This is a genomic window from Herpetosiphon gulosus, from assembly GCF_039545135.1.
Taxonomy (GTDB): Bacteria; Chloroflexota; Chloroflexia; order Chloroflexales; family Herpetosiphonaceae; genus Herpetosiphon; species Herpetosiphon gulosus.
In genome coordinates this window covers 1-23,445 of sequence record NZ_BAABRU010000035.1, presented here as the reverse complement: position 1 = coordinate 23,445, position 23,445 = coordinate 1, and the positions used below count along the sequence as shown (strand labels likewise).

Annotated in this window: 13 protein-coding genes; 12 read left to right on the top strand and 1 reads right to left on the bottom strand. The window is 50.5% G+C overall.

The window, feature by feature from the left end; all coding sequences use genetic code 11:
- Positions 1–17 precede the first annotated feature (17 nt).
- From ABEB26_RS24695 to ABEB26_RS24640, 12 genes are all read left to right on the top strand, one after another.
- Complete coding sequence (locus ABEB26_RS24695) at positions 18–2,852, top strand: LamG-like jellyroll fold domain-containing protein (protein ID WP_345724757.1); 2,835 nt, start codon at positions 18–20, stop codon at positions 2,850–2,852.
- Positions 2,853–2,863: 11 nt separating this feature from the next.
- On the top strand, positions 2,864–5,137 hold the full coding sequence (locus tag ABEB26_RS24690) for a ComEC/Rec2 family competence protein (protein WP_345724756.1): 2,274 nt from the start codon (positions 2,864–2,866) through the stop codon (positions 5,135–5,137).
- An 11-nt stretch (positions 5,138–5,148) separates the two neighbouring features.
- Complete coding sequence (locus tag ABEB26_RS24685; protein WP_345724755.1) at positions 5,149–9,474, top strand: DUF6603 domain-containing protein; 4,326 nt, start codon at positions 5,149–5,151, stop codon at positions 9,472–9,474.
- A 17-nt stretch (positions 9,475–9,491) separates the two neighbouring features.
- Positions 9,492–11,375: a hypothetical protein gene (locus tag ABEB26_RS24680; RefSeq protein WP_345724754.1), complete on the top strand. Its 1,884-nt coding sequence runs from the start codon at positions 9,492–9,494 to the stop codon at positions 11,373–11,375.
- Between the two features lie 208 nt (positions 11,376–11,583).
- Positions 11,584–12,714, top strand: coding sequence for an SGNH/GDSL hydrolase family protein (locus ABEB26_RS24675; RefSeq protein ID WP_345724753.1), 1,131 nt, complete (start codon positions 11,584–11,586; stop codon positions 12,712–12,714).
- 276 nt (positions 12,715–12,990) lie between these two features.
- Complete coding sequence (locus tag ABEB26_RS24670) at positions 12,991–14,235, top strand: response regulator (protein WP_345724752.1); 1,245 nt, start codon at positions 12,991–12,993, stop codon at positions 14,233–14,235.
- A gap of 29 nt (positions 14,236–14,264) precedes the next feature.
- Positions 14,265–15,815, top strand: a complete 1,551-nt coding sequence (locus tag ABEB26_RS24665; RefSeq protein WP_345724751.1) for a sensor histidine kinase — start codon at positions 14,265–14,267, stop codon at positions 15,813–15,815.
- A gap of 198 nt (positions 15,816–16,013) precedes the next feature.
- Positions 16,014–17,015, top strand: coding sequence for an ABC transporter substrate-binding protein (locus ABEB26_RS24660; protein ID WP_345724750.1), 1,002 nt, complete (start codon positions 16,014–16,016; stop codon positions 17,013–17,015).
- Between the two features lie 194 nt (positions 17,016–17,209).
- Entirely contained in the window at positions 17,210–18,208 is a 999-nt protein-coding gene (locus ABEB26_RS24655) for an ABC transporter substrate-binding protein (RefSeq protein ID WP_345724749.1), read from the top strand.
- Positions 18,209–18,287: 79 nt separating this feature from the next.
- Positions 18,288–19,802 (top strand): sugar ABC transporter ATP-binding protein, encoded by a 1,515-nt coding sequence (locus ABEB26_RS24650; RefSeq protein ID WP_345724748.1) that lies wholly within the window; start codon positions 18,288–18,290, stop codon positions 19,800–19,802.
- Positions 19,799–20,905, top strand: coding sequence for an ABC transporter permease (locus ABEB26_RS24645; protein ID WP_345724747.1), 1,107 nt, complete (start codon positions 19,799–19,801; stop codon positions 20,903–20,905). Before ABEB26_RS24650 ends, ABEB26_RS24645 begins: the two co-directional genes overlap by 4 nt.
- A gap of 41 nt (positions 20,906–20,946) precedes the next feature.
- Positions 20,947–21,927 (top strand): ABC transporter permease subunit, encoded by a 981-nt coding sequence (locus tag ABEB26_RS24640; RefSeq protein WP_345724746.1) that lies wholly within the window; start codon positions 20,947–20,949, stop codon positions 21,925–21,927.
- A gap of 367 nt (positions 21,928–22,294) precedes the next feature.
- Here ABEB26_RS24640 and ABEB26_RS24635 read toward each other — a convergent pair.
- Positions 22,295–23,445, bottom strand: a 1,151-nt coding sequence (locus tag ABEB26_RS24635; RefSeq protein ID WP_486348331.1) for an RCC1 domain-containing protein, incomplete at its 5' end; no start/stop codon positions are given.

The following is a 23,445-nucleotide window of genomic DNA, read 5'->3' as shown; positions in this document are numbered from 1 at the left end:
TAAAAGGAAAGCAAGCAATGACAACAATTGATGATGGATTAATCGTCTATTTGCAATTAGATGCGTTAAGCGCGGGTCAAACCGTTTTAGATATTTCGGGCAATAATAACAATGCTATCGCTCATGGCTCAGTCCAACTGGTTTCCGATGACGTGTTTGGTAGCGTACTCGATTTTGATGGCAGTGGCTATCTCGAATTGAATCCGGCGAGCATTCCGGCTGGCAACGCGATCACCGTGAGTTTTTGGGCTTATGGCGCAGAAAATTTGCCTGGTGCAGGTGTTTCGGCGATTGCCGCTTTAACTGCTGCTGATGAGCGTTCGCTGAATGTGCATTTGCCATGGAGTGATGGCCAAGTTTATTTCGATTGTGGCGCAAATGGTAATACTTGGGATCGCATGAACCAAGCGGCCAATGCGAGCGATTACAAAGGCACCTGGACCTATTGGGCTTTTACCAAAGATGTTGCCACCGGCACGATGCAAATTTATGCCAATGGCACCTTGTGGGCGCAGGCCACTGGCAAAACCTTGCCGATTAAGGCTGCAAGCCAAGCAACCTTTGGCGCATATAGCCCTAATACAACTCCCTACTACGGCAAACTCTCCAGCCTACGAATCTACAATCGCGCTTTATCGGCTGATGAAATTCTGCAAGTGATGGCGGCTGATCCGGCGGCGGCAGCAACCTTCGATAGTTTGTATCCAGTTGGCTTTAATTTGCTTGATGATGATGGTCATTCAATTCTGTACATCGACGATAATCCTCAAGGTTACAACCTCTTTTTGACCATCAGCAATAACTCGCCGCGCACCATTAACGTGGTTGCGCCCAATGATCAAACGCCATCAGCGGGTAATCATCATTTTGTGCTGAATTTTCGGCCTGGCACGCTCTCGACGGCGACGCTGAGCCAAGTTAAGCTGACCGACCAAACCTGGAAACTCAGCACTGAGCAAGCGGTTGATGGTACGACAAGTTTGTATTTGTTGAGCACTCAGGCGCGGAGTTTGGCCCCCAACCAAAGCCTGAATTTGGCCCTGCAATCAATTAGTGCCTCGGCGAGCAGCGGTGCACGCAACACCCGGGTCGAATTAAGCTACCAACAATTGCAATATGCCAACAGCCTCACCCCATTAATTGGCAGCCGTTTGCAAAATCTGGTGGTGCTGAATGCTCAAGGTGCGCATACACCGCCGTTGCATGTGGGCTTTGTTGGGCCAAATATGGTGCTGAACAATGGCACGACTGCGAATCAACTGACCTTACATATCACCAACCTGCTTGATGATGCAGCGTTGGCGCTTAGCCCAAGCACCAGCAATAGCCCTACCACCTTCATCGTCGCCTTCGATAGTCAAGATAACCAAAATCATCGTGATTGGGCCTTGGGCACGACCAGCCAAGTCAATGCAATTGCCATCACGCTGGATGGCTGGACTGGCGGCAAAGACGCTGAATCGGCAGAGTGGATTTTTACCACCACCCAAACCTCGTTAGCAGCTGAAGCCTTTATTCAAATGAACATTAGCAACATCATTTCGTCGTTGCCAAGTGGTGCGGCCAACCTCTATTTGCTCTACGAAAATTTGCCAGGCTATCGTGATGGCTACTTTGTGGTCTCAATCGACAAAACCCCGTTGATTGTGACGAATAATCAACGCGTTGGTGTGGGCACAAATACCCCAACTCGTGCCTTAGCGGTGCGTGGTATTGCCTCGTCGGAAGAATTAGTCAGCTTTGAAGATTTGAATGGGGCGACCAAGTGGCATTTTAATCAGAAATGGGGCGGGAAAGCTGGCTTTAACATCGCTGAAACGGGCGTTAAAGATGGCCGACTCTTTTTGCAGGCTGGTGGTAACACTGGGATTGGCACAACCGCGCCGCGAACTGGCTTAGATACTGGAACTGGGGTATTGAGTGGTGCTGCCAACGATTACACCAAAGCCCAATTTGCCTTTACTGGCGGCGGGCGCGTAACCTGGAACGGGATTAATAATCGCTTGAAATGGAGCCAACGCTTTATTGCAATTTCGATGGAGCGCTCAATTTCTTTTGCAACTGGCCATGTCAATGTAATTCAACCAACCAGCGATCTTACCGCCGATCAAGTCTACGATAACCAAGTGCGTTCGTGCAATGCCGAAGGAATTGTACTCAAGGCGTGGGAAGCCTTATATGCAGTGCATACGGTTGGTGGCAACGAAAATGCCGTGAGCTACCAAATTACCTGTTATACCACAGCATCGTTCTTTGTTCCAAGTAATTGGCTGTTGGTAGCGGTGGTTAATGGTGATGATGGGACGGTGCGTTTGGCTAATGGGATTGTGCTCAATCCTGGTGCTAGCTCACTCAATGGCAGCCCAATTCCTTCGGGCACAATTAATATGTGGTCGGGGGCGGATAATGCGTTGCCTGGTGGCTGGGTGTTGTGTAATGGCCAAAACGGTACACCCGATTTGCGTAATCGCTTTGTGGTTGGGGCTGGCGCTGCCTATCCTGTAGGCCTCATGGGCGGCAGTGATACCGTCGTATTATCAACTGATCAAATGCCACGTCATAACCATAGTGGCTCGACCAATGTTACTGGTGATCATAACCATTGGATGGAAGGCACTGATGCTGATGGTTTAGCCAAACGTCGGCGACGGATTTGGGGTGATACTACCGTTGATATGGGCTTTGGTGGCGGCAGAAATGCTGACCCAAATGATGAACGTTGGCGTGGCAGTGTCAATACCGATACGACTGGCAATCACGCGCACTCACTCGTGATCAATGAAAATGGTGGCAACCAAGCCCACGAAAATCGCCCGCCCTTCTATGCGCTTTGCTACATTATGAAACAATAGGAGGGTTGCATATGCCATGGAGTTTAACTATTCACCATATTGATCTTGGCAGCAATGGTGATTCAACCGTAGTGGTTGCAACTGATGGAAATACCACCAAAACGGTGCTGATTGATGGTGGAAGAAATTCGTCTACTGATGTGGTCAATACCTATATTGCTGGTTTGACCGTGCCGACCGTTGATGTGATTGTGGTAACCCACTATGATGATGACCACTTTGGTGGGATTGTGGGCTTGCTTTCACTGACCAATGTGGCCGGACGCTATGATCATGCGACAATTTTTGATCAGGGTGAACCACCCAATACACCGAAATTCACCTCACGCAAAACCAATGCGAATGGCGAATTCAAGCAACTCTATCCGCGGTATCTTGCAAAATTGGCAAATTTGCCGAATGTTCATCGGCTGACTGCCGACGTGAATAGCTTTCAAATTACATCATTCGATAATAATTGGAACCCGATTATCCCACCTCAGGCCAACCAACAAGCCTTTGGGGGGCATAACTATTGGCCTGCTAATTGGCTGGTTGGCAAAGAAATCATGTGGGGCAATGATCAAGTTGGGAATGGCTATCAGTCGAATCCGCCAGTGAATGCGCCAACGATTCATTGTATTGCTGCCAATAAATATGTCCAACAACCAGGGGGCATGAACTTTGTATCGGAGAAAAACCGCTTTCTTGGGATTGGTGCGAATCAAACCGCTCGCGATGAAAATGCTAATGACAATACCAAAAGCTTAGCCTTTTTAATTCAATTTGGTAATTTTCGGTATTACATCGGCGGTGATATTGAATCGACCCAAGAAGATGGCTCGGTGAATCGGAAATCACTCCAAAATCCACAGCCCTTTTATGATGGAATTCTTAACTATCTCAACCAAAACGATTCGATGCAAAATCGGGTGCAGGTCATGAAAGCCAGCCACCATGGTTCGGCTAAATCGACCTCGCGGCTCTTTTTAAATACCCTGCGGCCAGGTACGGCCTTAATTTCCAATTCGGGTAGTGGTGGCAGTAATCGTTTTGAACACCCGGCGGCACGGGTGGCAAATGTGCTTGATGGCTATGAATCGCGGCCAATTTTATATGCCGATACAATTAACCAAAATAACCAACCGCAGCATCCGCCACAGCCACCGTTGGCTCCGCAAAACGCCATTCCAAGCTATTTAATGCTTACATCACCCTACCTTTTTAATGCTGGGGTTGTAACATCATTAGCTGCTAATCCGCCAGCTGTGCCGGCTGCGGTGCCAGGTCATACCCGAATTCAGGTTAGCCAAGCTCAATCAGGTTATTCGGTGGTGGGCGATGGTTATCGTGCCGTCGATGCACTGGTTACCACGCTTGCTCCATTACTGAATATCAATGGATTACAAGCTGCAACCATTGCCGATGCTGGTGCGGTTTATGGCATATCGGCTGCGCTAGCGGCAGCCTTTGGATTAAACACCACGATCCAAATCGATCCAGACCTAGTCAGTCAAACAACCGCAATATCAAACGAAACTTGGTTTGATATTGCCTCGGCAATCGCTTGGGCTGGCCCTGATCATGGCGGAGTTGGGGTCATTCAGACGGCAATCGCCCAAGCTCAACTTGGCAACAACGCTGCTGCGATCGCCCAAGCGATCAGCCTGATTGACAATGGTGATCGGATTAGAGAGATTGGCTATGGGAGTGCTGAAGCTATCGGGGCAGCCTTTACGAATCTTGGTGCTGCTCAAATTGAGCAAGCCGCAATTAATGGCGCTAACGGTGGAGCTTCCCAGCCGACGGCTCAGGCTGCGGCTCAGGCTGCGGTCGCTATGCGCAATGGTGCGGCTACGATTGCCAATGCGATTGTTTTGCCGAATGTTGGCTATGCGATTGCTGCGGCCTTTGGGGCTAGAAAGACCAATACCGCGACCGTTGCCCAAGCTGCCATGATGGCGGTTGCCCAAAGCATTAGCGCCGTCCCACTGCAAACTAATGGGATATTTGGAGTATTTACAGCAACGATTCAAACGGACCCAATGATGGATTGGCTATTTAATGTCGCAACTGCTAATGGCATGAATGCTCCCGATGCTGCATTGGCTGCGGGGATTGCAGCGATGATTTATATGAACGGCAATATCTTTAGTATTCGGGCAATTGCGGGGAAAACATTAACCTTAGCAAATTACACTGGTAATGTTGCGACGGCAACGCAAGCGGTTGTGAATGCTACGCCGTTTGTTGCTGGTTTCTACAATCTGGTTTATCGAAATGTTAATCAAGCCAAAAGCTATTAGGAGCCATGCTGATGACAACCCTTAGTGAATTGCGCAGCAGTCTCTTGGCTGCCGTCCAAACTGATCAGCTTGCTCTGACTCCAGCCTTGGCAACTGATCCGAGTCTGGCAACATTTATTAGTCTGTTGCCATCAGGGCAATTGTTAATAACCCAGCCAGTTATTGCCCCAGACGATCCTACTACAACGTTAACGGTGACGGGTAACGTCGCACTTGATTGGCCTGTGCCTGGAACAAATGGTGAACTTGTGCATGTTCAGCATGTACTGATTACCTATACTCAAGCGACAACAATTACGGCAACCCTCACCGCCAATGGAGTTTTAGCGATTGATCAATCGTTGCAATTAGCGCTTGATGGTACGTTCAACCCAGCTAGTTTGCAAATCGATTGGCAACAAGCTGCCAATGCTAATAGTGTTGTGGCGCTAGCAACTTTAGCAAATGTCGTAAGTGGTGGGCAATTAACCCCCTTCCTGCCATTGCTTGATCAATTTCAGTCAGGGCCACTTTCGACAACCAACCTTTCGCTTGGTCCAAATCTGGCTGTGCCAACGATCTTTACGATTACTTCTGATCTCAATACAACCTGGACAATTATTGAAGGATGGGTGGCGATTACTGGGGTTGGGATCACCCTCCAAACGAGCACTGTGCTTGATCCTCGGCTTGGTTGGGTCTATCAACTGCAGGGCAATATCCATGGCACATTGGTGCTTGATCAGCCATATCGCATTGAAATTGGGCTGTTGGGGCAAGAAAATTGGCAGTTGTTGGTTGTGCCAAATAACGGCAATCTTGTGCCCAGCCTCGATACAATGGCCGGAATTGTTGGTGGGAGCAGTTTACAAGCAAGCATTCAATCAGGCCTGAATGCCCTGGGTTTAAGCGAAGTTTCAATCGATCAGGTATCAGTTCAGTTCAATCCCTATGCCTTACGCTTGCGGACAGTTGCCATGCTTGGGCATATTACAATCCAAGGTTTGCGCTTTAATCTCCAAGTCTTTTTGCCTGATTTTGGCTTCTTTGGCCAGCTTGATTCGAGCACTCCAATCGATTTGGCGGCCTTGATCACGCTATATTTTGGTAATCCCGCTAGCTTTCCAGCCTTGGCCATTAGCAAACTGAAAGTTAGCACCGTGCCAAGCCAAGGCTACTACGATTTTTTCATGGAGATCGATACTGATTGGACGATGTATATTGGGACGGTCGCCTTGGGATTGCGTGGGATCGCACTGCAAATCACTCAAAAAACTGACTCGGTGACTGGGTTTGGCGAGACCTTGCTGATTTTTGCTGATGCACCGTTTGATGTGAGTGTTGATTACGAAGATGGTGCATGGGTATTTACAGGCCGCACGCTTGACGCAACCGATAGTAATAGTCTGTTGTATATCGATGATGCTTCGATTAAGCCAATGCAAATTGGTCATTTGATTAGTGCAATTGTTGAATCATTCAGCGGTGCGCCATCGACGATCCCTCAGCCGATTGCCGAACTGACCCTTGAGAAAATCTATATTCGCTTTGCCAGCGATACCTATGATTTTAACTTTGCCTGTGAAGCTAAGTTTCCGATCAATAATCAAGAACTCGACATAACTGTTACGATTGATGTTCTTCATACGCAACAAGGCTATACCACCAAATTCGGTGGTACGCTGAAAATCGGCAGCTTAATCTTTACGCTGCAATTTGCCAGCGATCCCAACTCAAACTTGTTTATCGCGACCTATAGTCATACCAGCGATCAAGCCAGTATCAGTGTTAAGGAGTTGCTTGGGTTTGTTTCGACTGATGTGGCCGCCTACATTCCCGAAAGCCTCACGATTGATCTCAAGGATGTGCTGTTTGCTTATCAACAAGATACCCAAACCCGCTTTGCTTTTGGCTTCGATTTAGCAGCCAGCTTGAATCTCTCCGATTTACCATTAGTCGGCAAGGCCTTCCCAAGCAATCAAACCTTGGCAGTCCAAGATTTACAAGTGTTGATCGCCTCGCTGGATTTCCCCGCCACCGTGGTGAGCCAGTTGAATACGGTGTTGGCAACTCAACACATTTTAGCCTTGCCTAGCCCGTTGGTCGAAGGCATTACCGTCTCGGCCTTGATTGATTTTGGTACTTCGACCCAAGCCTTGAGCATGCCGCTGGCTGGCGATAGTAGTACAGTTACGCCGCCAACGCCACCAACCAGCACCACCAGCGTGGTGACCAGCAATGCCAGTGCCAAATGGTTCGATGTTAAAAAAGGCTTTGGTCCTGTCTACTTTGAACGCATCGGCGTGCAATATCAAGATTCAACCTTGTGGTTTTTGCTTGATGCCTCGCTCACAGCGGCTGGCTTAACCCTGACGGTTGAGGGCTTGGGCTTTGGCTCACCGTTGAATGTATTTAGTCCAAGTTTTCGCATTCAAGGCTTAGGCTTGGATTATCGCAATGCAGTGGTGGAAATTGGCGGCGCATTTGTGCATACCACGGTTTCCAATCAAGGTAAAACCTACGATGAATATGATGGCATGGCCACGCTGCGAGTCAAACAATTCAGCCTTGGGGCGATTGGCTCATATGCCTATCTTGATGATCATCCTTCGTTGTTTGTGTATGCGGTGCTTGATTTTCCACTGGGCGGCCCGGCCTTCTTCTTTGTTACGGGCTTGAGTGCAGGCTTTGGCTATAATCGTAGCCTGATTGTGCCACCGATAGAGCAAATTGCCAGTTTCCCCTTGGTAGCTGAGGCGATCAGTGGGCCGCCATCGACGGTCAATAGCGATCCGCAACAAACGATCCAAACTGAGTTAGCTCTACTGCGCCAGTATATTCCGCCTTCAATTGGCGAAATGTTCTTGACCGCTGGGATTCGCTTCAACTCATTCCGCTTGATCGATTCGTTTGCCTTGCTGACGGTCTCGTTTGGCCAACATTTCGAGGTTGATTTGCTCGGGCTTTCAACCGCGATTATTCCTACTCCCGATTTAGCCAGCACCATCAGCCCCTTGGCCGAAATTCAAATGGCCTTGGTGGCGAGCTTCATCCCCGATCAGGGCTTTTTGGGTGTGCGAGCACAATTGACTTCAGCTTCATATTTGCTCTCGCGTAGCTGCCATCTGACTGGCGGATTTGCCTTCTATGCTTGGTTTGCCAAAGAGCATGCTGGCGATTTTGTGCTGACCTTGGGTGGTTATCATCCCAGCTTTACGATTCCGCCGCATTATCCGCAAGTGCCACGGCTTGGCTTCAATTGGCAAATTGATAGCTCGCTGATTCTCAAAGGCGGAATGTATTTTGCCTTGACTGGCTCGTTGTTGATGGCTGGTGGTAGTTTGCAAGCAACCTGGCAGAGCGGCAACCTAAAAGCATGGTTTAATGCTGCTGCCGATTTCTTGCTTGGCTGGAAGCCCTATCATTATGATGCCCGTTTGAGCGTTGATATAGGGGTATCGTATACTTTCCATTTATTTGGTACTCACCATATCACAGCCGATGTGGGAGCCGATTTGCATATTTGGGGGCCAGATTTCTCGGGCACAGCGCGAATCGACCTCGATATTATTAGTTTTGATATTAGCTTTGGGGCTGCCGCCGCCAAAACTCCCAAACCGATCGATTGGACGAGCTTTAATAGCTCATTCTTGCCTGATCCAACGGCGGTTTGTGGGGTCGCGGTTGGATCAGGCTTGGTGCAAACGCCACAAGGCGATCCAACCTGCGATTGGGTGATCAATCCCTCAAGCTTTTTGCTCACCACCAACAGCTTGATTCCAACCACCAGTGCTAGCTTTGGCCAAACTGCGGTCAATTTTGGTTCAAGCTACGCTCTGAATGTCGGGGTAGCTCCAATGGCGGTGGCTCCAAGCAGCCTAACCTCGCATCAGATTATTCAAATTACCCATAATGGTGTGTCGTTTGAGCACGATTTTGCGCTTACGCCAATTGCCAAAGGTATGCCCAACGCCTTGTGGGGCACTGAATTTCAACCCAACTTGAAGAGTGCTCCAATTTTGCCGAATGCAATTGCTGGCTTTGAAATTCGGCCTCAGCAACCACCAGCACCTGGCAGCACCAGTGCCATCAACCAAAGCTACTTGGAATACAACACCCAAACCGTAGCCGATGGTTTTGCTTGGCAAGCTGATCGACCATTTGTGGCCCAAACTGCTGATGATGCCCAACGACGCACCACGATTAGCACAACCCTAAATGCGCAGGAGCCAAGTGCCACCCGTGAGAGTTTACTGGCTGCCTTTGGGCTGGATTGCCCGATCAATCTGCAAGCGAGCTTGGCGCAAAGTTATGTGATTGCGCCGCAAGTTGGTAGTTACGCTGATGAAAACTTGTAATTGCTGAGGATACACCGATGGCAGATCCAATAGAAGTAACCAACGACAAACTGCAATTTAGCCAATTTCATCAGCCCAGCCTCAAAACTGGTTTGTATCAGGTTGTCGTAACCCATCAAATTTCGACCAACGAGCCATCACAGCCTAAAATTCCGCAGACAGTGTTTAGCACAACGCGCAATTTTCAGGTTGCAGGCGAGCGGTTTAGCCTTGATCCCAAGGATATTTATGCAGTCTACCCACCTGACGGCAGCCTGAGCGATCACTCGACGATTTTGCCACACCTGATTTTGAATCGTTCGACCTTGCCGTGGGAACGTCAAGCTGACTCGAACAATGAAGATTTGCCGTGGCTAAGCCTGTTGATGTTTACTGCTGATGAAACGCCAGTTGCCCAAACCATGACCTTGGGCGATTTGCAGCAATCGGTCAATACTGGGGTGAAATTCCCCAGCTTCACGCTTGAGCCAGGCCAAACCACGAATGATCGAGTGTTAGTAATCGATGTCGCCAAGCAATTATTGGCCGATCTATTGCCTAGCAATGCCGATTTGGGCTATCAAGCCCATATTCGCCAAGCAATTAGCGACGATGGCACGCCAACCGGACAGGAGCGAGCGGTGATTTTGGGTAATCGCTTGCCCGGCCCGAATCAGATTAATACCGTGTTTCTGGTTTCGTTGGAAAATCGCTATACCAGTGCTGGCTTCGATTTCCAACAAGCCAGCGATTCAGATCTGATTCGCTTGGTGGTGCTGAGCAGTTGGCGGTTTGCTTCGCCACCAGCTGCCCAACAGCAATTTGCTGATCTGATGCTTGGCTTGAATCATAATCCCAGTAATTTGCGACTTGCTCCCAATACCAATCCCTTGGCTGAACGTTATGCCGCCCAAGGCTATGCGCTTTTGCCGCACAGCATGCGCCAAGCCAATCAATCGATCTCGTGGTATCGTGGGCCGTTGGGCGTAGGCCACCATACTGCCCAACTGCCTTTACCCGCTTTGGCTGCCGATAGTTTACTGGTCTACGATGCAACTACTGGCATGTTTGATGTTTCGTATGCAGCGGCGTGGGAATTGGGGCGCTTGATGGTGTTGCAGACCAAGCAAATTTCAACCAGTTTGTATGCTTGGAAGCGTGGGCAAATTCAACAAAAGAAGAGCCAAAATACGCCAACTGCCCGTTTTCAGCCGCAGCGTTTACAAAGCCGCAGCCTAGCAACCGCTGCTCCCGCTGATGTTCAAGCATGGTTCAAGGGGCTAGCACAATTGCAAGGCGTACCATTCAATTACCTTGTGCCCGATGAAACCATGTTGCCAAATGAGTCAATTCGCTTCTTTCGGCTTGATCCAAATTGGCTGGCCTGCTTATTTGATGGAGCATTAAGCATTGGCCGCGCGACGACGGGCGATTTAACCCATGAGCAAGCACTTGATCTACCGACGTTGCTAGGAGGTCTGCCAACCGTAACTGGCTTTATCCTGCGCTCGGCAGTTGTGGCAGGCTGGCCAAATATCATTATCGAAGCGTGCGATGCAGCCGAGGCAAAAATCGATCAAATTCGGCTAGAAACCTTGGCCGATAGTGTGCTGATTGGTTTGTTTGCTGGCGATTTAGCCAGTATAAACTTCAAACTGCATGCTGAAACCATGCACTTTGGCTTTGATCCAGCGACACAGCAATATCCTAGTTTGCATAAACAACTACGTGATGCTAGTGGAGCCGAAACCAACCAAGTTGTTACGAGCATTCCTTGGCAGAACGAAGCCTATGCAGTCGTAGGTTTGGCTCAACTTGCCGCTGCGATGCAACAACTTGTGGCGCAAGCTTCGTTTACCTCAGCCCAATTTGCTCTGCAAATGATCGAAGGTAGTGAAAGCGTCTGTTTCAAACAAGGCTAGATCATTCATTAACGATGCCAACTAGGGCGTATCTTCCAAGCCTACGACACTTGGGATGTACGCCCTATTTTGCTAGGAGCGTTCAGGTTGCCGTTAATCTGCTGCAAGTTTGCCGTTAATCTGCCATCAATCTGCTCCTTGGGGGCGCAAAAGCTTGCTAAAGTACTATGTAGTCAACTCAATTCTGAGTTGGATATGAGGATTCTGTATGCGTCGAATAACGATCGGATTATTGGTAGGTTTGGTGGTTGCCAGTATTGGTCAAACATCTGCCCAGCCGGCAGGTGATGTGATTGATCCTGCGGTTGTAGGTTATCCCCAACGGGTGGTTGCCTTTGGTGATTCGATTACCAGAGCTTTCCTCGCTGATGGCAATATTGCCGAGATTGGTGATAAGCCCCAATATAGCTGGGCAACTGGCACAAGCCCAGAAGTTAATAGTTTGACTGAGCGGATTCGCACGGCAACGGGGAGTGTTACCGCGACCAATGCGGCGGTGAGCGGTGCCAGCATGACCGCCTTGGTTGGCCAAGTCAATGGTGCTGAGCCAGCCAACGCCCAATATGCCACAATCTTGATGGGGGCAAACGATATTTGTCGCTCGAGCGAAGGAGCGATGACCAGCGTGACTGATTATCGCACTCAGATCACGAATGGCTTAAATCAATTAACCACCAATGAACCTGAGGTTCGGGTTTTTGTCGCCAGCGTTCCTGATATCTTCCAGGTCTGGCAGACGTTTAAGGATAACTCGACTGCGCGGTTTATTTGGGGCCAATTTAGTGTTTGTCAATCGATGTTTGCGAACCCTGAATCGACTGCACCTGCCGATGTGGAGCGTCGCCAACGCGTTCGCCAACGAATTGTTGATTACAACACCCAATTGAGTGAAGTTTGTAACAATTATTTGCGCTGCCGCTTTGACCAAAACCTGTTGTTTAACTCGCCGATTTCGCCAACCCTGATCACCGCCGATTACTATCACCCTTCAATTGCGGGGCAACAAGCTTTAGCGAACAATTTAGCGCAGGCTTCATTTGATTTTACCGATCAGCAAGCGCCTGTTTCGACGGTTGGGTTTACTCAAACTAAGCTGATGTGGCTGGCAACCCTGAGTGCTACTGATGACCGAGGGGTGCGTGGCTTGGAGTATCGTTTGCCTAGCCAAACAACGTGGACACGCTATAGCCAACCATTTGAAGTAGCGCCTGAAACAACCATTATTGTGCGAGCAGTTGATATTAATGGCAATACCGAAGGTTCTCGCGCTTGGACAGCCCCAGCCAATAATCAGTCCCCAAGTGTGGTGTTTATGCCATTTGTAACGCTTAATCAATAATACATCGCATTATTAAATTGACATAATCCTATTTGCCTGAGCATGTCCGTGCTATGGACATCCTCGGGCAAATAGGATTTAGGCTAATGGATGTCTATGGCCGATCTACTGATTATGGCAGGAGCGTGGGAAGCGTGCTACCGTAGCACATTAATGATCTCAGGCTGGCTCGGTAAGGTTAGTTTCAAAAATAGTATTTTTCGTGTATGCTTTGTGGTTAAATATCTGAGGCGCTAGACGACGATGATCGTGCGACGATGCATGAGAGGCGCAACGATGAACTACAAAGTTTTTTTAGTCGAGGACGAGATCATAGCCCGCGAAGGGATTCGCGACGCGATTGACTGGGCAGCGGCGGGCTATCAGTTTTGCGGCGAGGCTTCCGATGGTGAAATTGCCCTCCCAATTATTCGTGAGCGACGGCCTGATATCGTGATTACTGATATTAAGATGCCGTTTATGGATGGCCTACAGCTCTGTCGAATTCTGAAGGAGACGCTGCCAACGACGAAGATCATGATCCTCAGCGGCCATGATGAGTTTCGCTACGCTCAGGAAGCAATCCAAATCGGGGTTACTGAGTATCTGCTGAAACCCATTGTTGCCCAAGATCTGCTGGCAGCGTTACGCAAGATCGCTGGCCAGATCGATCAGGAACGCCAAGCTAGGGAACACCTTGATGCGCTCCATGCGCAGATGTCCACCCATCAACCAGTGTTGCGCGAACGCTGTTTGCTTGACCTCGTAGCTGGTAGTAGCTCGATAACCGACTTCATGGAACAAGCACGCAGCCTTGAAATCGATCTTTTGGCCCCATGGTATCAGGTGTTGGTGATGCATGCCATGCCTCCTAGTGCCACAGTAGCACCGCTATATACCGTCTACCAGCAGATCGATGCGATCGTCGCCGCAAGTTTGGGTGAGTCGCGCTCGGTTGTGGCTTTTAAGCATGGTATGGAAGACACGATCTTGATTGTCAAGGGTGAGACCCGGGTTGACGTGATCCAGCGGGCGGATGGGCTGGCCGCTGCCCTGCGCCAGCGCGTGGCCGAGCAGATTGGCTGTCGGGCTATGATCGGCAGCGGCGACCCAACCGAGCGACTCAGCTTGATCTCCCAATCGTTTTCCCAAGCGCTGGCGCAGATCAGTAGCTTCGAACCCCCAGTGGAAGTCGAGCCATACGACCACGATCACCTCCACGGTGGTGCAATCGTCATGAAAGCTCGCGCTTATATCGATGCCAACTACGCCGATCCTGCCATGTCGCTGAGCCAGGCAGCTGCTCATGTGTTGCTTAGCCCAACCTATTTCAGTGCTGTCTTTCGGCGCGAGGTGGGCGAGACCTTTATTGACTACTTGACCCATGTCCGCATTCGCAAAGCCATCGAACTGCTGCGTTCAACCTCGCTGACCGCCAGCGAGATCGCCTATCGCATTGGCTATCAGAACCCGCGCTATTTCTACTCGGTGTTTCGTAAGGTTGTTGGGCAACCACCCAATGAATTCCGCCGACACTCCTAACGAGAACAGATTGCGAGAGGATGTTTTTGATGGATGAGCATTTGCCAAATCGTGCGCCTATCGCAGTTGCATTGACTAAACGATCTGCGGCTCCTCGGCTTCGTCTGCGACTTTCCATCCGCGATAAAATTCTGCTAGCATTGCTGATGGTGGTCATCCTAATGAGCGTGCCATATGTCTTCCTAATTGTCCCTGGTCTAGAATACAAGACCCAATATGACGTGCTTATTCAGAATATTACCACCGCCAATAGCATCAACGGTTATATCAAGCCATCGATTGATGCCGAGATCTGGGAGATCATCGCTGGTAAGAAACCGTTTGCCCAAGGCACTCAATATGCGATCTTGGGCGATGTTGACCATCGCATCGAGCAGATGATCGATAACTCCAGTTCGGAAAAAGGTCGGGTCAAGCTGCGCATTATTCAGCACACGCTGCAAACGCTCCGTAGTTCGATCGATCAGGTCGGCATTCAGATCGCCCAGAACAAAACCTTTGCCGAGAATTTGGTGCTGATGGAAGAGATCCGTAGTATCACTCAGCTGATCGAGGGCAATGTGCAGGCGTATGCGCTTTTTGAGGTTAATCGCACTCAGCAGCAATATCAGGCCATGCAAAGCGACCTGACCCGCTGGGCGATTGGTGGCTTAGCTGTGATTATGACTTCGATCCTCTTTTCGATCGTTGCTGCTTGGCGGATTTCAAAAAGTATCTATGTTCCGATCAAGAAGCTGCACGACGTGACTACGACGATTGCTCGTCAGGATCTCGAGGCACTGGTAATCGCCGATAACGCCGATGAGATCACTGAGTTGGGGTTAAGCTTCAACATTATGGTCGGCAAGATCAAAGAATTGCTCGATGCTAAACTTGAAGAGCACGAGAATCTCAAAAAGGCTGAACTGCGAGTGCTTCAGGCTCAGATCAACCCGCATTTCCTTTACAACACCCTTGATGCGATTATCTGGATGGCCGAAGCCAAGCGTACAGCGCAGATCGTCGATCTAGTTGCGGCGCTGTCACGTTTCTTCCGAATCACGCTTAGTAAAGGCCGGGATTGGATCACGCTTCATGATGAGATCGCCCATATCGAAAGCTATCTGGCGATCCAAAAGATTCGCTACCGTGATATTCTCGACTACCAGATCGATATTCCCGATGACACCCGTAATAGCGAGATGCTCAAGTTGACTCTCCAACCATTAGTAGAGAATGCGCTCTACCACGGGATCAAGAACAAGCGCAATGGTGGCATGATTGTAGTGCGTGGCCGCTGGCTCGATGGTGATCGGTTGCGAATCGAGGTCGAAGACAACGGTATTGGGATGACTCAAGAACGGCTCGCCCATGTGCGGGAGCTGCTGGCGGCGGGGAACCTCTGGATGACAGGTGCTATGCAGGTCGTTGAGGATGGCTATGGCATCAGCAATGTCAATCAGCGGATCAAGCTCTACTATGGCTCCGACTATGGGCTGTCGATCGAAAGCCAACATGGACGTGGTACATGTGTGGCGCTGATCATCCCACGGCAGCGTGGAAGCGTCGCTCAATTGCCGCTGGCACTTGCTACTCCTTAGGGCGATGATCGTAAAAAATCAAACACTAGGCTAAAAAACTAGACACTGCGATCGGTAAAAAATCGTTAAAATAGCAGATATTCTGCGTAGGAATAAGGCTTGTTCGCTCCCGCCCAACTGCTATACTAACCACAGTAGCCCATCGATCAGTTTACCGACCACGTCTGGTCTGGAAATCGCCAAAGGAGGCGCTCCCCAATGAAAGCCCTTGCACTCTACCGCCGCGTTATCGCACTGTCTATGGTGTGGACTCTGGCGGCGTGCGGCGGCTCCTCACCTAGCGCCAGCGGAGCGACAGCATCCCCACTCGATGTTCAGACCAAAACCTATCCTGAGTTGGTTGTCGGGTTTGCTCAAATCGGAGCCGAAAGCGAGTGGCGCACCGCCAACACGCGCTCGATCCAAGATACGGCCAACCAGCTTGGTGTCGAATTGGATCTTTCCGATGCCCAGCAGCAGCAGGAAAACCAGATCAAGGCCATCCGTTCATTTATTGCCCAAGGTGTCGATGTCATCGGAGTCTCGCCAGTGGTTGAGACGGGCTGGGACGAGGTTTTTGCCGAGGTGAAACAGGCTGGCATCCCGCTGATTCTGCTCGATCGCAACGCCGATGTACCAGACGATCTCTACAGTGTGCGAATCGGCTCGGACTTTGTTGAAGAGGGTCGGCGAGCCTGTGGCGAGATGGCCAGACTGCTCGATGGCCAAGGGTCGATCGTCATCTTGGAAGGCACCCAAGGATCTGCACCGATGATCGGGCGAGGTACTGGCTTTCAGGAATGCCTGCGGGAATATCCTGGTCTGCAGGTGCTCGACAGCCAGTCTGGCGATTTCATTCGCGCCCGTGGCAAAGAAGAAATGGCAGCGTTGCTGCGAACGCATGGCCGCAGCATCGACGGTGTGTTCGCTCAGAACGATGACATGGCGCTTGGTGCAATCGAGGCCATTGAGGAATATGGGCTACAGCCTGGCATCGATATCAAGATTGTTTCGATTGATGCGGTGCGAGCCGCCTTCGAAGCGATGATTGCTGGCAAGCTGAACGCCACAATCGAGTGCAACCCGCTGCTTGGCCCACTGTTCTTCGAGACAGCGCTACACTTGGCCAATGATACACCAGTCGAGAAATGGATCAAGCCGATCGAGGGCGTATACCGACAGGATACCGCCGCACAGGAATTGCCTAGGCGCAAATATTAGGTAATTTCCTCCCACCGTTGAAACCCTTTTGAGCCATGAAGTCCGCGTGACTAATCAAATCATTCTTAGGTTCGCACAGGTTGCGTACCGCGTATCACGCCGTGCCTGGCGAGGCGCTAGGCAACATTCAGTAAGACTTTTTCTCGCCGATAACGACGGTTTGCTAGCTAGGTTTTCTCTAAGGAGGACGTTCCATGAGCATTTCACGATCATTCGCTACGCGTCTGATGGCGCTGCTGGTTATCATTGGGCTAGTCGGTTGTGGTGCCCAAGATACACCCACTGCTCCGGCAGACGCACCAGCGACGGGAGCCAAAACCTACAGCGATATGGTGCTGTGCTATCCGCAGCTTGGGGCTGAAAGCGACTGGCGCACCGCCAATACCGCCTCGATCAAAGAAACAGCGGCAACCCTTGGAATTAAGCAACTGGTCTTCTCCGATGCCCAACAGAAACAAGAGAATCAGATCTCAGCTGTGCGAGCCTGTATCCAGCAGGGCGTGGATGTGATTGCACTGCCACCAGTGGTTGAGGATGGCTGGGATGCTGTTCTGACCGAGGCCAAGAATGCTGGAATTCCAGTGATTATTGTTGACCGCAGCGTGAGCGCCGATAAATCTCTGTATAGCACCCACATCGGTTCCAATATGGTGTTGGAAGGCGAGCGGGCTGCCGCAGAGTTCAACAAGATGATGCCAAACGGCGGCGTGATCCTCGAACTGTCGGGAACCACTGGCTCCGGTGCCGCAGTCGGGCGAGCCAAGGGTTTGCGCAACAAACTCAATGCCAATATCACCATCCTCGACTCGCAGACTGGTAATTTTACTCGGGCTGAGGCCGTCCCTGTGATGCAGGCGCTGCTGAAAAAATACACCCCCGGCAAAGATTTTCAGGGTTTATTTATCCACAACGATGATATGGGCATCGGCGCGATCGAAGTCCTCAAGGCAGCTGGTGTCCAACCTGGCGATCTCAAGATTGTGTCGGTGGACGGTACACGCGGGGGCTTCCAGGCTATGGTTGATGGCTGGTTCCAAGCTGACGTTGAATGTAACCCATTGCTTGGCCCACAGGTGTTCGAACTGGCACTGAAGCTCATGAATGGTCAGCCAGTTGAGCCAGAAGTAATCACCAATGAAACGGTCTACTATCCAGAAAACGCCGCAGAGCTGTTGCCAACGCGCAAATACTAGCCGCCAAACGCTGCTGGGGGAGAATCGATAGCTCCCCCAGCGAGGTCAATCGGCGCTATGGGAAAGGCGAGTGATCGTTATGGCTGATCCGCAGAATCTTATCACCGTCAAAGGTATTTCCAAAGCATTTCCCGGGGTCGTCGCCCTCGAAGGTGTCGATTTTACGCTGAGAAAAGGCGAGATCCATGCCCTGATGGGCGAGAACGGTGCTGGCAAATCTACCCTGATCAAAATTCTCACTGGTGTGGAGCATCCCGACACGGGCAGCATTGAGCTGGAAAATAAGGCTATCCGGATCAAATCTCCGCAGCATGCTCAGGAGCTTGGTATCAGCACGGTGTATCAAGAGATTAATCTTTGCACCAATATTTCTGTCGCCGAAAATATTATGCTCGGCCACGAGCCACGGCGCTTTGGCGGTATCCACTGGAAAAAGATGAATGAACTGGCTCGCCAAGCACTAGCGCGACTCGGTATCGAGTTGGATGTAACCCAGCCGCTCGGAATCTACTCGATCGCGATCCAACAGATGGTTGCGATCGCCCGCGCCCTTGAGATTGCCTCGGCCAAAGTTCTAATCTTGGATGAACCAACCTCAAGCTTGGATGTCAACGAAACTGCGCGGCTTTTTGCAGTCATGCGGACACTCAAGCAGGCGGGCATCGGGATTGTATTTGTCACACATTTCTTAGATCAAGTGTACGAAATCGTTGATCGGGTGACTATTCTGCGCAATGGGAGTTTCGTTGGCAGCTTCGATATCGCCGATCTCCCACGGGTTGAACTAGTGGCCAAAATGCTCGGGCGAGTGGTCGGCGAATTGCAGGCGCTGGCTCATGACAAAGCGCGGGTCGAGCGCCAGCCCGATGAGGGACGGCTGATCGATGCCAGCGGTCTCGGCTTGAGCGGCATGCTGGAACCACTTGATCTGACCATGAGCACTGGTGAAGTGCTCGGGATCGCAGGGTTGCTTGGCTCCGGTCGCACCGAACTGGCAAGTCTGCTTTTTGGCATTGCGACCCCTGATAGTGGTACGTTGCTGGTCGATGGGCAGTCAGTTACGCGGTTTTCTCCACGAGAATCGATCAAGCGCGGGGTTGCCCTGTGTCCTGAGGATCGCAAGGCCGAGGGGATTGTGGGCGATCTCAGCATTCGCGAAAATATTATCCTTGGCTTGCAAGGCCGTTACGGCTGGTTCAGGTTTATTAGTACGCAGAAGCAGTATGAAATTGCCGAGAAATACATCAAACTGCTTGGTATTCGTACACCATCGCCCGACCAGTTGGTCAAAAACTTAAGCGGCGGCAACCAACAGAAGGTTATCCTTGCCCGCTGGCTGGTTACACAGCCGCGTCTGCTGATCCTCGATGAGCCGACGCGGGGTATCGACGTAGGTGCTAAGGCCGAGATTCAAAAGTTGGTGCTGGAATTAGTTAAGGATGGTATGTCAATCGTCTTTATTTCCTCCGAGTTGGAAGAGGTGGTGCGGATCAGCGACCGCATCGTGGTCTTGCGCGACCGCGCAAAAGTGGCCGAGTATGACCATGCGGTGAGTGATCGAACCCTTATGCAAACGATGGCAGGTGAGGCATGAACCATAAGGCTTTTTTCAATCGAATTCGGGAAAGCCGACTGTTCTGGGTGCTTACTGCATGGTCGGTTATCCTTGGATTTAATGCGCTATTTATCCCCGAATTTTTTCGCATCGCTATCCAAGATGGCCATCTCTATGGCAATCTGATCGATGTCCTGAATAATGGCGCACCGCTGATGCTGGTGGCAATTGGGATGACCCTGGTGATTGCTACTGGTGGTATCGATCTTTCGGTTGGGGCTGTGATGGCGATCTCGGCGGCTATGGGTGCTGTTCTGATCAACCCCGCACCGACCGACAAGCTGGTCTCAAATGAGATCCTGACCAGAAACGCCACCAATACGCCGCTGGGAATCATCGTGCTGGCAACGCTGGCGGCGGGGATGTTGTGTGGCCTTTGGAATGGTCTGCTGGTTTCGCGGGCCAAGATCCAGCCGCTGGTGGCGACCTTGATATTAATGGTTGCAGGTCGGGGCATTGCTCAGCTGATTACCAACGGTCAGATCATCACAATCTACTATACGCCATACTTTTGGTTTGGCAACGGCTATATCTTGGGTCTGCCCGTATCGATCTATATTGTTGCAGCGGTGGCAATCATGGCTTGGGTGGGCGTGCGCAAGACCCCGATCGGATTATTCATCGAGGCCGTGGGGATTAATCCAAAAGCCACCTACTATAGCGGTATCAGTGCCAAGAATATTCAGCTGCTGGCCTACACCTTCAGCGGTTTTTGCAGCGCTCTTGCTGGCCTGATCCTTAGCTCCTACGTGCATAGTGCCGATGGTAACAACAATGGCCTTAACTATGAACTGGATGCAATTCTGGCCGTTGTGATGGGCGGGACAATGTTGTCTGGTGGGCGCTTTTCGCTACTGGCGAGCGTGATCGGCGCGATGGTCATCTGGACATTCACGCTTTCGATGTATGCGCTGGGAGTGCCAGCGAACGCCTTGCTTGCTGGACGGGCAGTGCTGGTTCTGCTGGTAATCCTGTTGTATTCCGATCGTCGGCTAATGAAACGCCGTAGCAAGAGCGCGGACAATCAGAACAAGTCGGATGTGATCACACCAGACGAGAAACTGGATCTCCCGCGCCCATAGCGGCGGATCGCTACGAGTCACCGCTTTGAAAGGGATTCACCATGACACAACGCCTGAAGCTTTCTGTCCTGCGGCATGGCCCGCTGCTTACGACAATCACGATTTTTCTGATGGCCTATATCATTGGTTCCCAACTGTATCCTGCTATGCAACGGCCTCAGGCATTTTTCAACCTATTTATCAACAATGGTTTCCTGCTGATTGTTGGGATCGGCATGACCTTTGTGATTATCACTGGAGGGATTGATCTGTCGGTGGGAGGGGTGTTGGCACTAACGACGGCGGCATCGGCTGCGCTGCTCAAACTGGGGGTCAGTGCGGCTGTCGTTATACCGCTGATGTTGGTCATGGGCACAGCAATTGGGCTTGGACTGGGCAGCATCATCCATTTTTTCAAAGTGCAGCCGTTCATCGTTACCCTGATGGGTCTGTTTTTTGCCCGTGGTCTTGCCTACATCATCAGCCTCACATCGGTCACTATCACCGACCCATTTTACAAGTATCTCGCTCTTACCCCAATCCATATTCCTTTTTTTGCTAAAGCCTATGTCTATATTCCCACCCTCGTCGGCCCGCTGCTCTTGCTGGTGGCGATTTACCTTGCCTACTTTACCCGTTTTGGCCGGATTATGTACGCCATCGGTAACAACGAACAATCGGCTGGCTTGATGGGGTTTCCGGTTGGCCGTACCAAAATCATGGTCTATGCCTTCAGCGGCTTTTGCTCGGCCCTAGCCGGAATTGTGTTTAGCATCTCGCTGCTCGCTGGCTACGGGCAGTTCGCGACTGGGGTTGAATTAGATGTTATTGCGGCAGTGGTAATGGGTGGCACGCTGCTCACTGGCGGGGTTGGCAACGTCATCGGTACGCTGTTTGGCATTCTGATCGAAGGAACGATCATCTCCATCCTCCAGTACAATGGTACGTTGAGTTCGTGGTGGACACGGATTTGCGTCGGTATGCTAACGCTGATCTTTATTGGCATCCAAAGCATCTTCGCTCGACGCAAAAAAGATCTGTAAGCACCTCTCAGTTATAAATACACAACCAGCCAGCAACAATCCGCCCTCACTATCGAACGAACAGGGTGGATTGTTGCTGGCTATAGAGGCTTTAGAAAGATTGATCAGCGGATTGAGGTGTGTTGCAAATATTATCGAAGTTTTTGTAGAAGTTTAGTCTGCCTTACAGAAAAATATTTATCCCCACAAGTTGGTAGCAACACTGCGCTTGGTTTGGCGATCTGGCATCCCACGACTACCCATACCGTCTATCTCCCATTTACCCGAAAATAAGCGTACTGGTTTGGCTCAGATTTGGATTTAAATCTGAGCCAAGTGACTTTACATGGCAATTGGCGTAGGCTGACTGAACTAGAGCTGGCCCATATTATGGAACAATGGTTGTAGTCAGCATCGGAACGAGCGAGTCGGTGGTCGTCCCATTGCCAAGCTGACCATAGCTATTATCACCCCAGCAGTAGATTGTCGGGGCTGATTTTTGGGCTGCACAGGTGTGGAATAAGCCGCCTCTGACCGTTTTGAGATCACTAATCCCACTGATCGTTATTGGTGAATGGCTGTTAGTTGTTGTGCCATTACCCAATTGGCCATCGCTATTGAAGCCCCAACATTTGAGCGTCCCATCGACCATAATGGCACATGAATGGTTGAAGCCTAATCCAACCGATTTAACTCCAGTCAAGATTGTAAAAGGAACGACTGCATTGATCGTATTGCCGTTACCAATCTGACCATAGTTGTTGCTACCCCAACAGCGTAGTTCGCCAGATGCCAGCAGGGCACATGTATGGCTACCATTCGAGTGCAGTTCGACTGCATTGCTAATAGTAAGTACCAACTGTGGTGTTGTGGCATTCGTCGTCGAATTGATGCCCAATTGGCCATACTGGTTGTTGCCCCAGCATTTAACTTGACCAGTCGTCATCAAGGCACAAGTATGCATGGCACCAGTGCTTACGCTGGTTGCTTGGCCTCCAAGGTTGATTAGTTTAGGTGTCGATCGATTGATGGTCGTCCCATCGCCGACTTGACCATATTGATTGTTACCCCAACAATGAACTTGGCCTGTATCGCTTACTGCACATGTGCTTGCGCCAGTTGAATCGATTTTCTCGGTAATCCCTGGTACATTGATATGTGTTGGTGTTGCGACGATCGTTGTCGTTCCATTGCCTATTTCGCCCGACTGATTCCCGCCCCAACAGAAAACACGTTTATCGCTTGAAATAACACATCCAGCTCCACCTGCGGCGATATCGAGGCCAGCTGCGGGAAGCCCTTGAGGATAGGTTGGGTTAGCATAAATGGTATTCACGCCAGTGCCAATCTGATAGGTTTGGTTGTCACCCCAACAGCGATTGAGGCTGTTAGCAAGCGTTACACAACTATGTACGGAGACTGTACAATAGCGTGTGTATTTGGTTCCCAACCCAAAGACGAGCATTTCCAGAATAGGCTTGTAAGGGGATACCATGCCACGAGCAAAACACAAACCCGCACCAACGACCGCCGACCAAC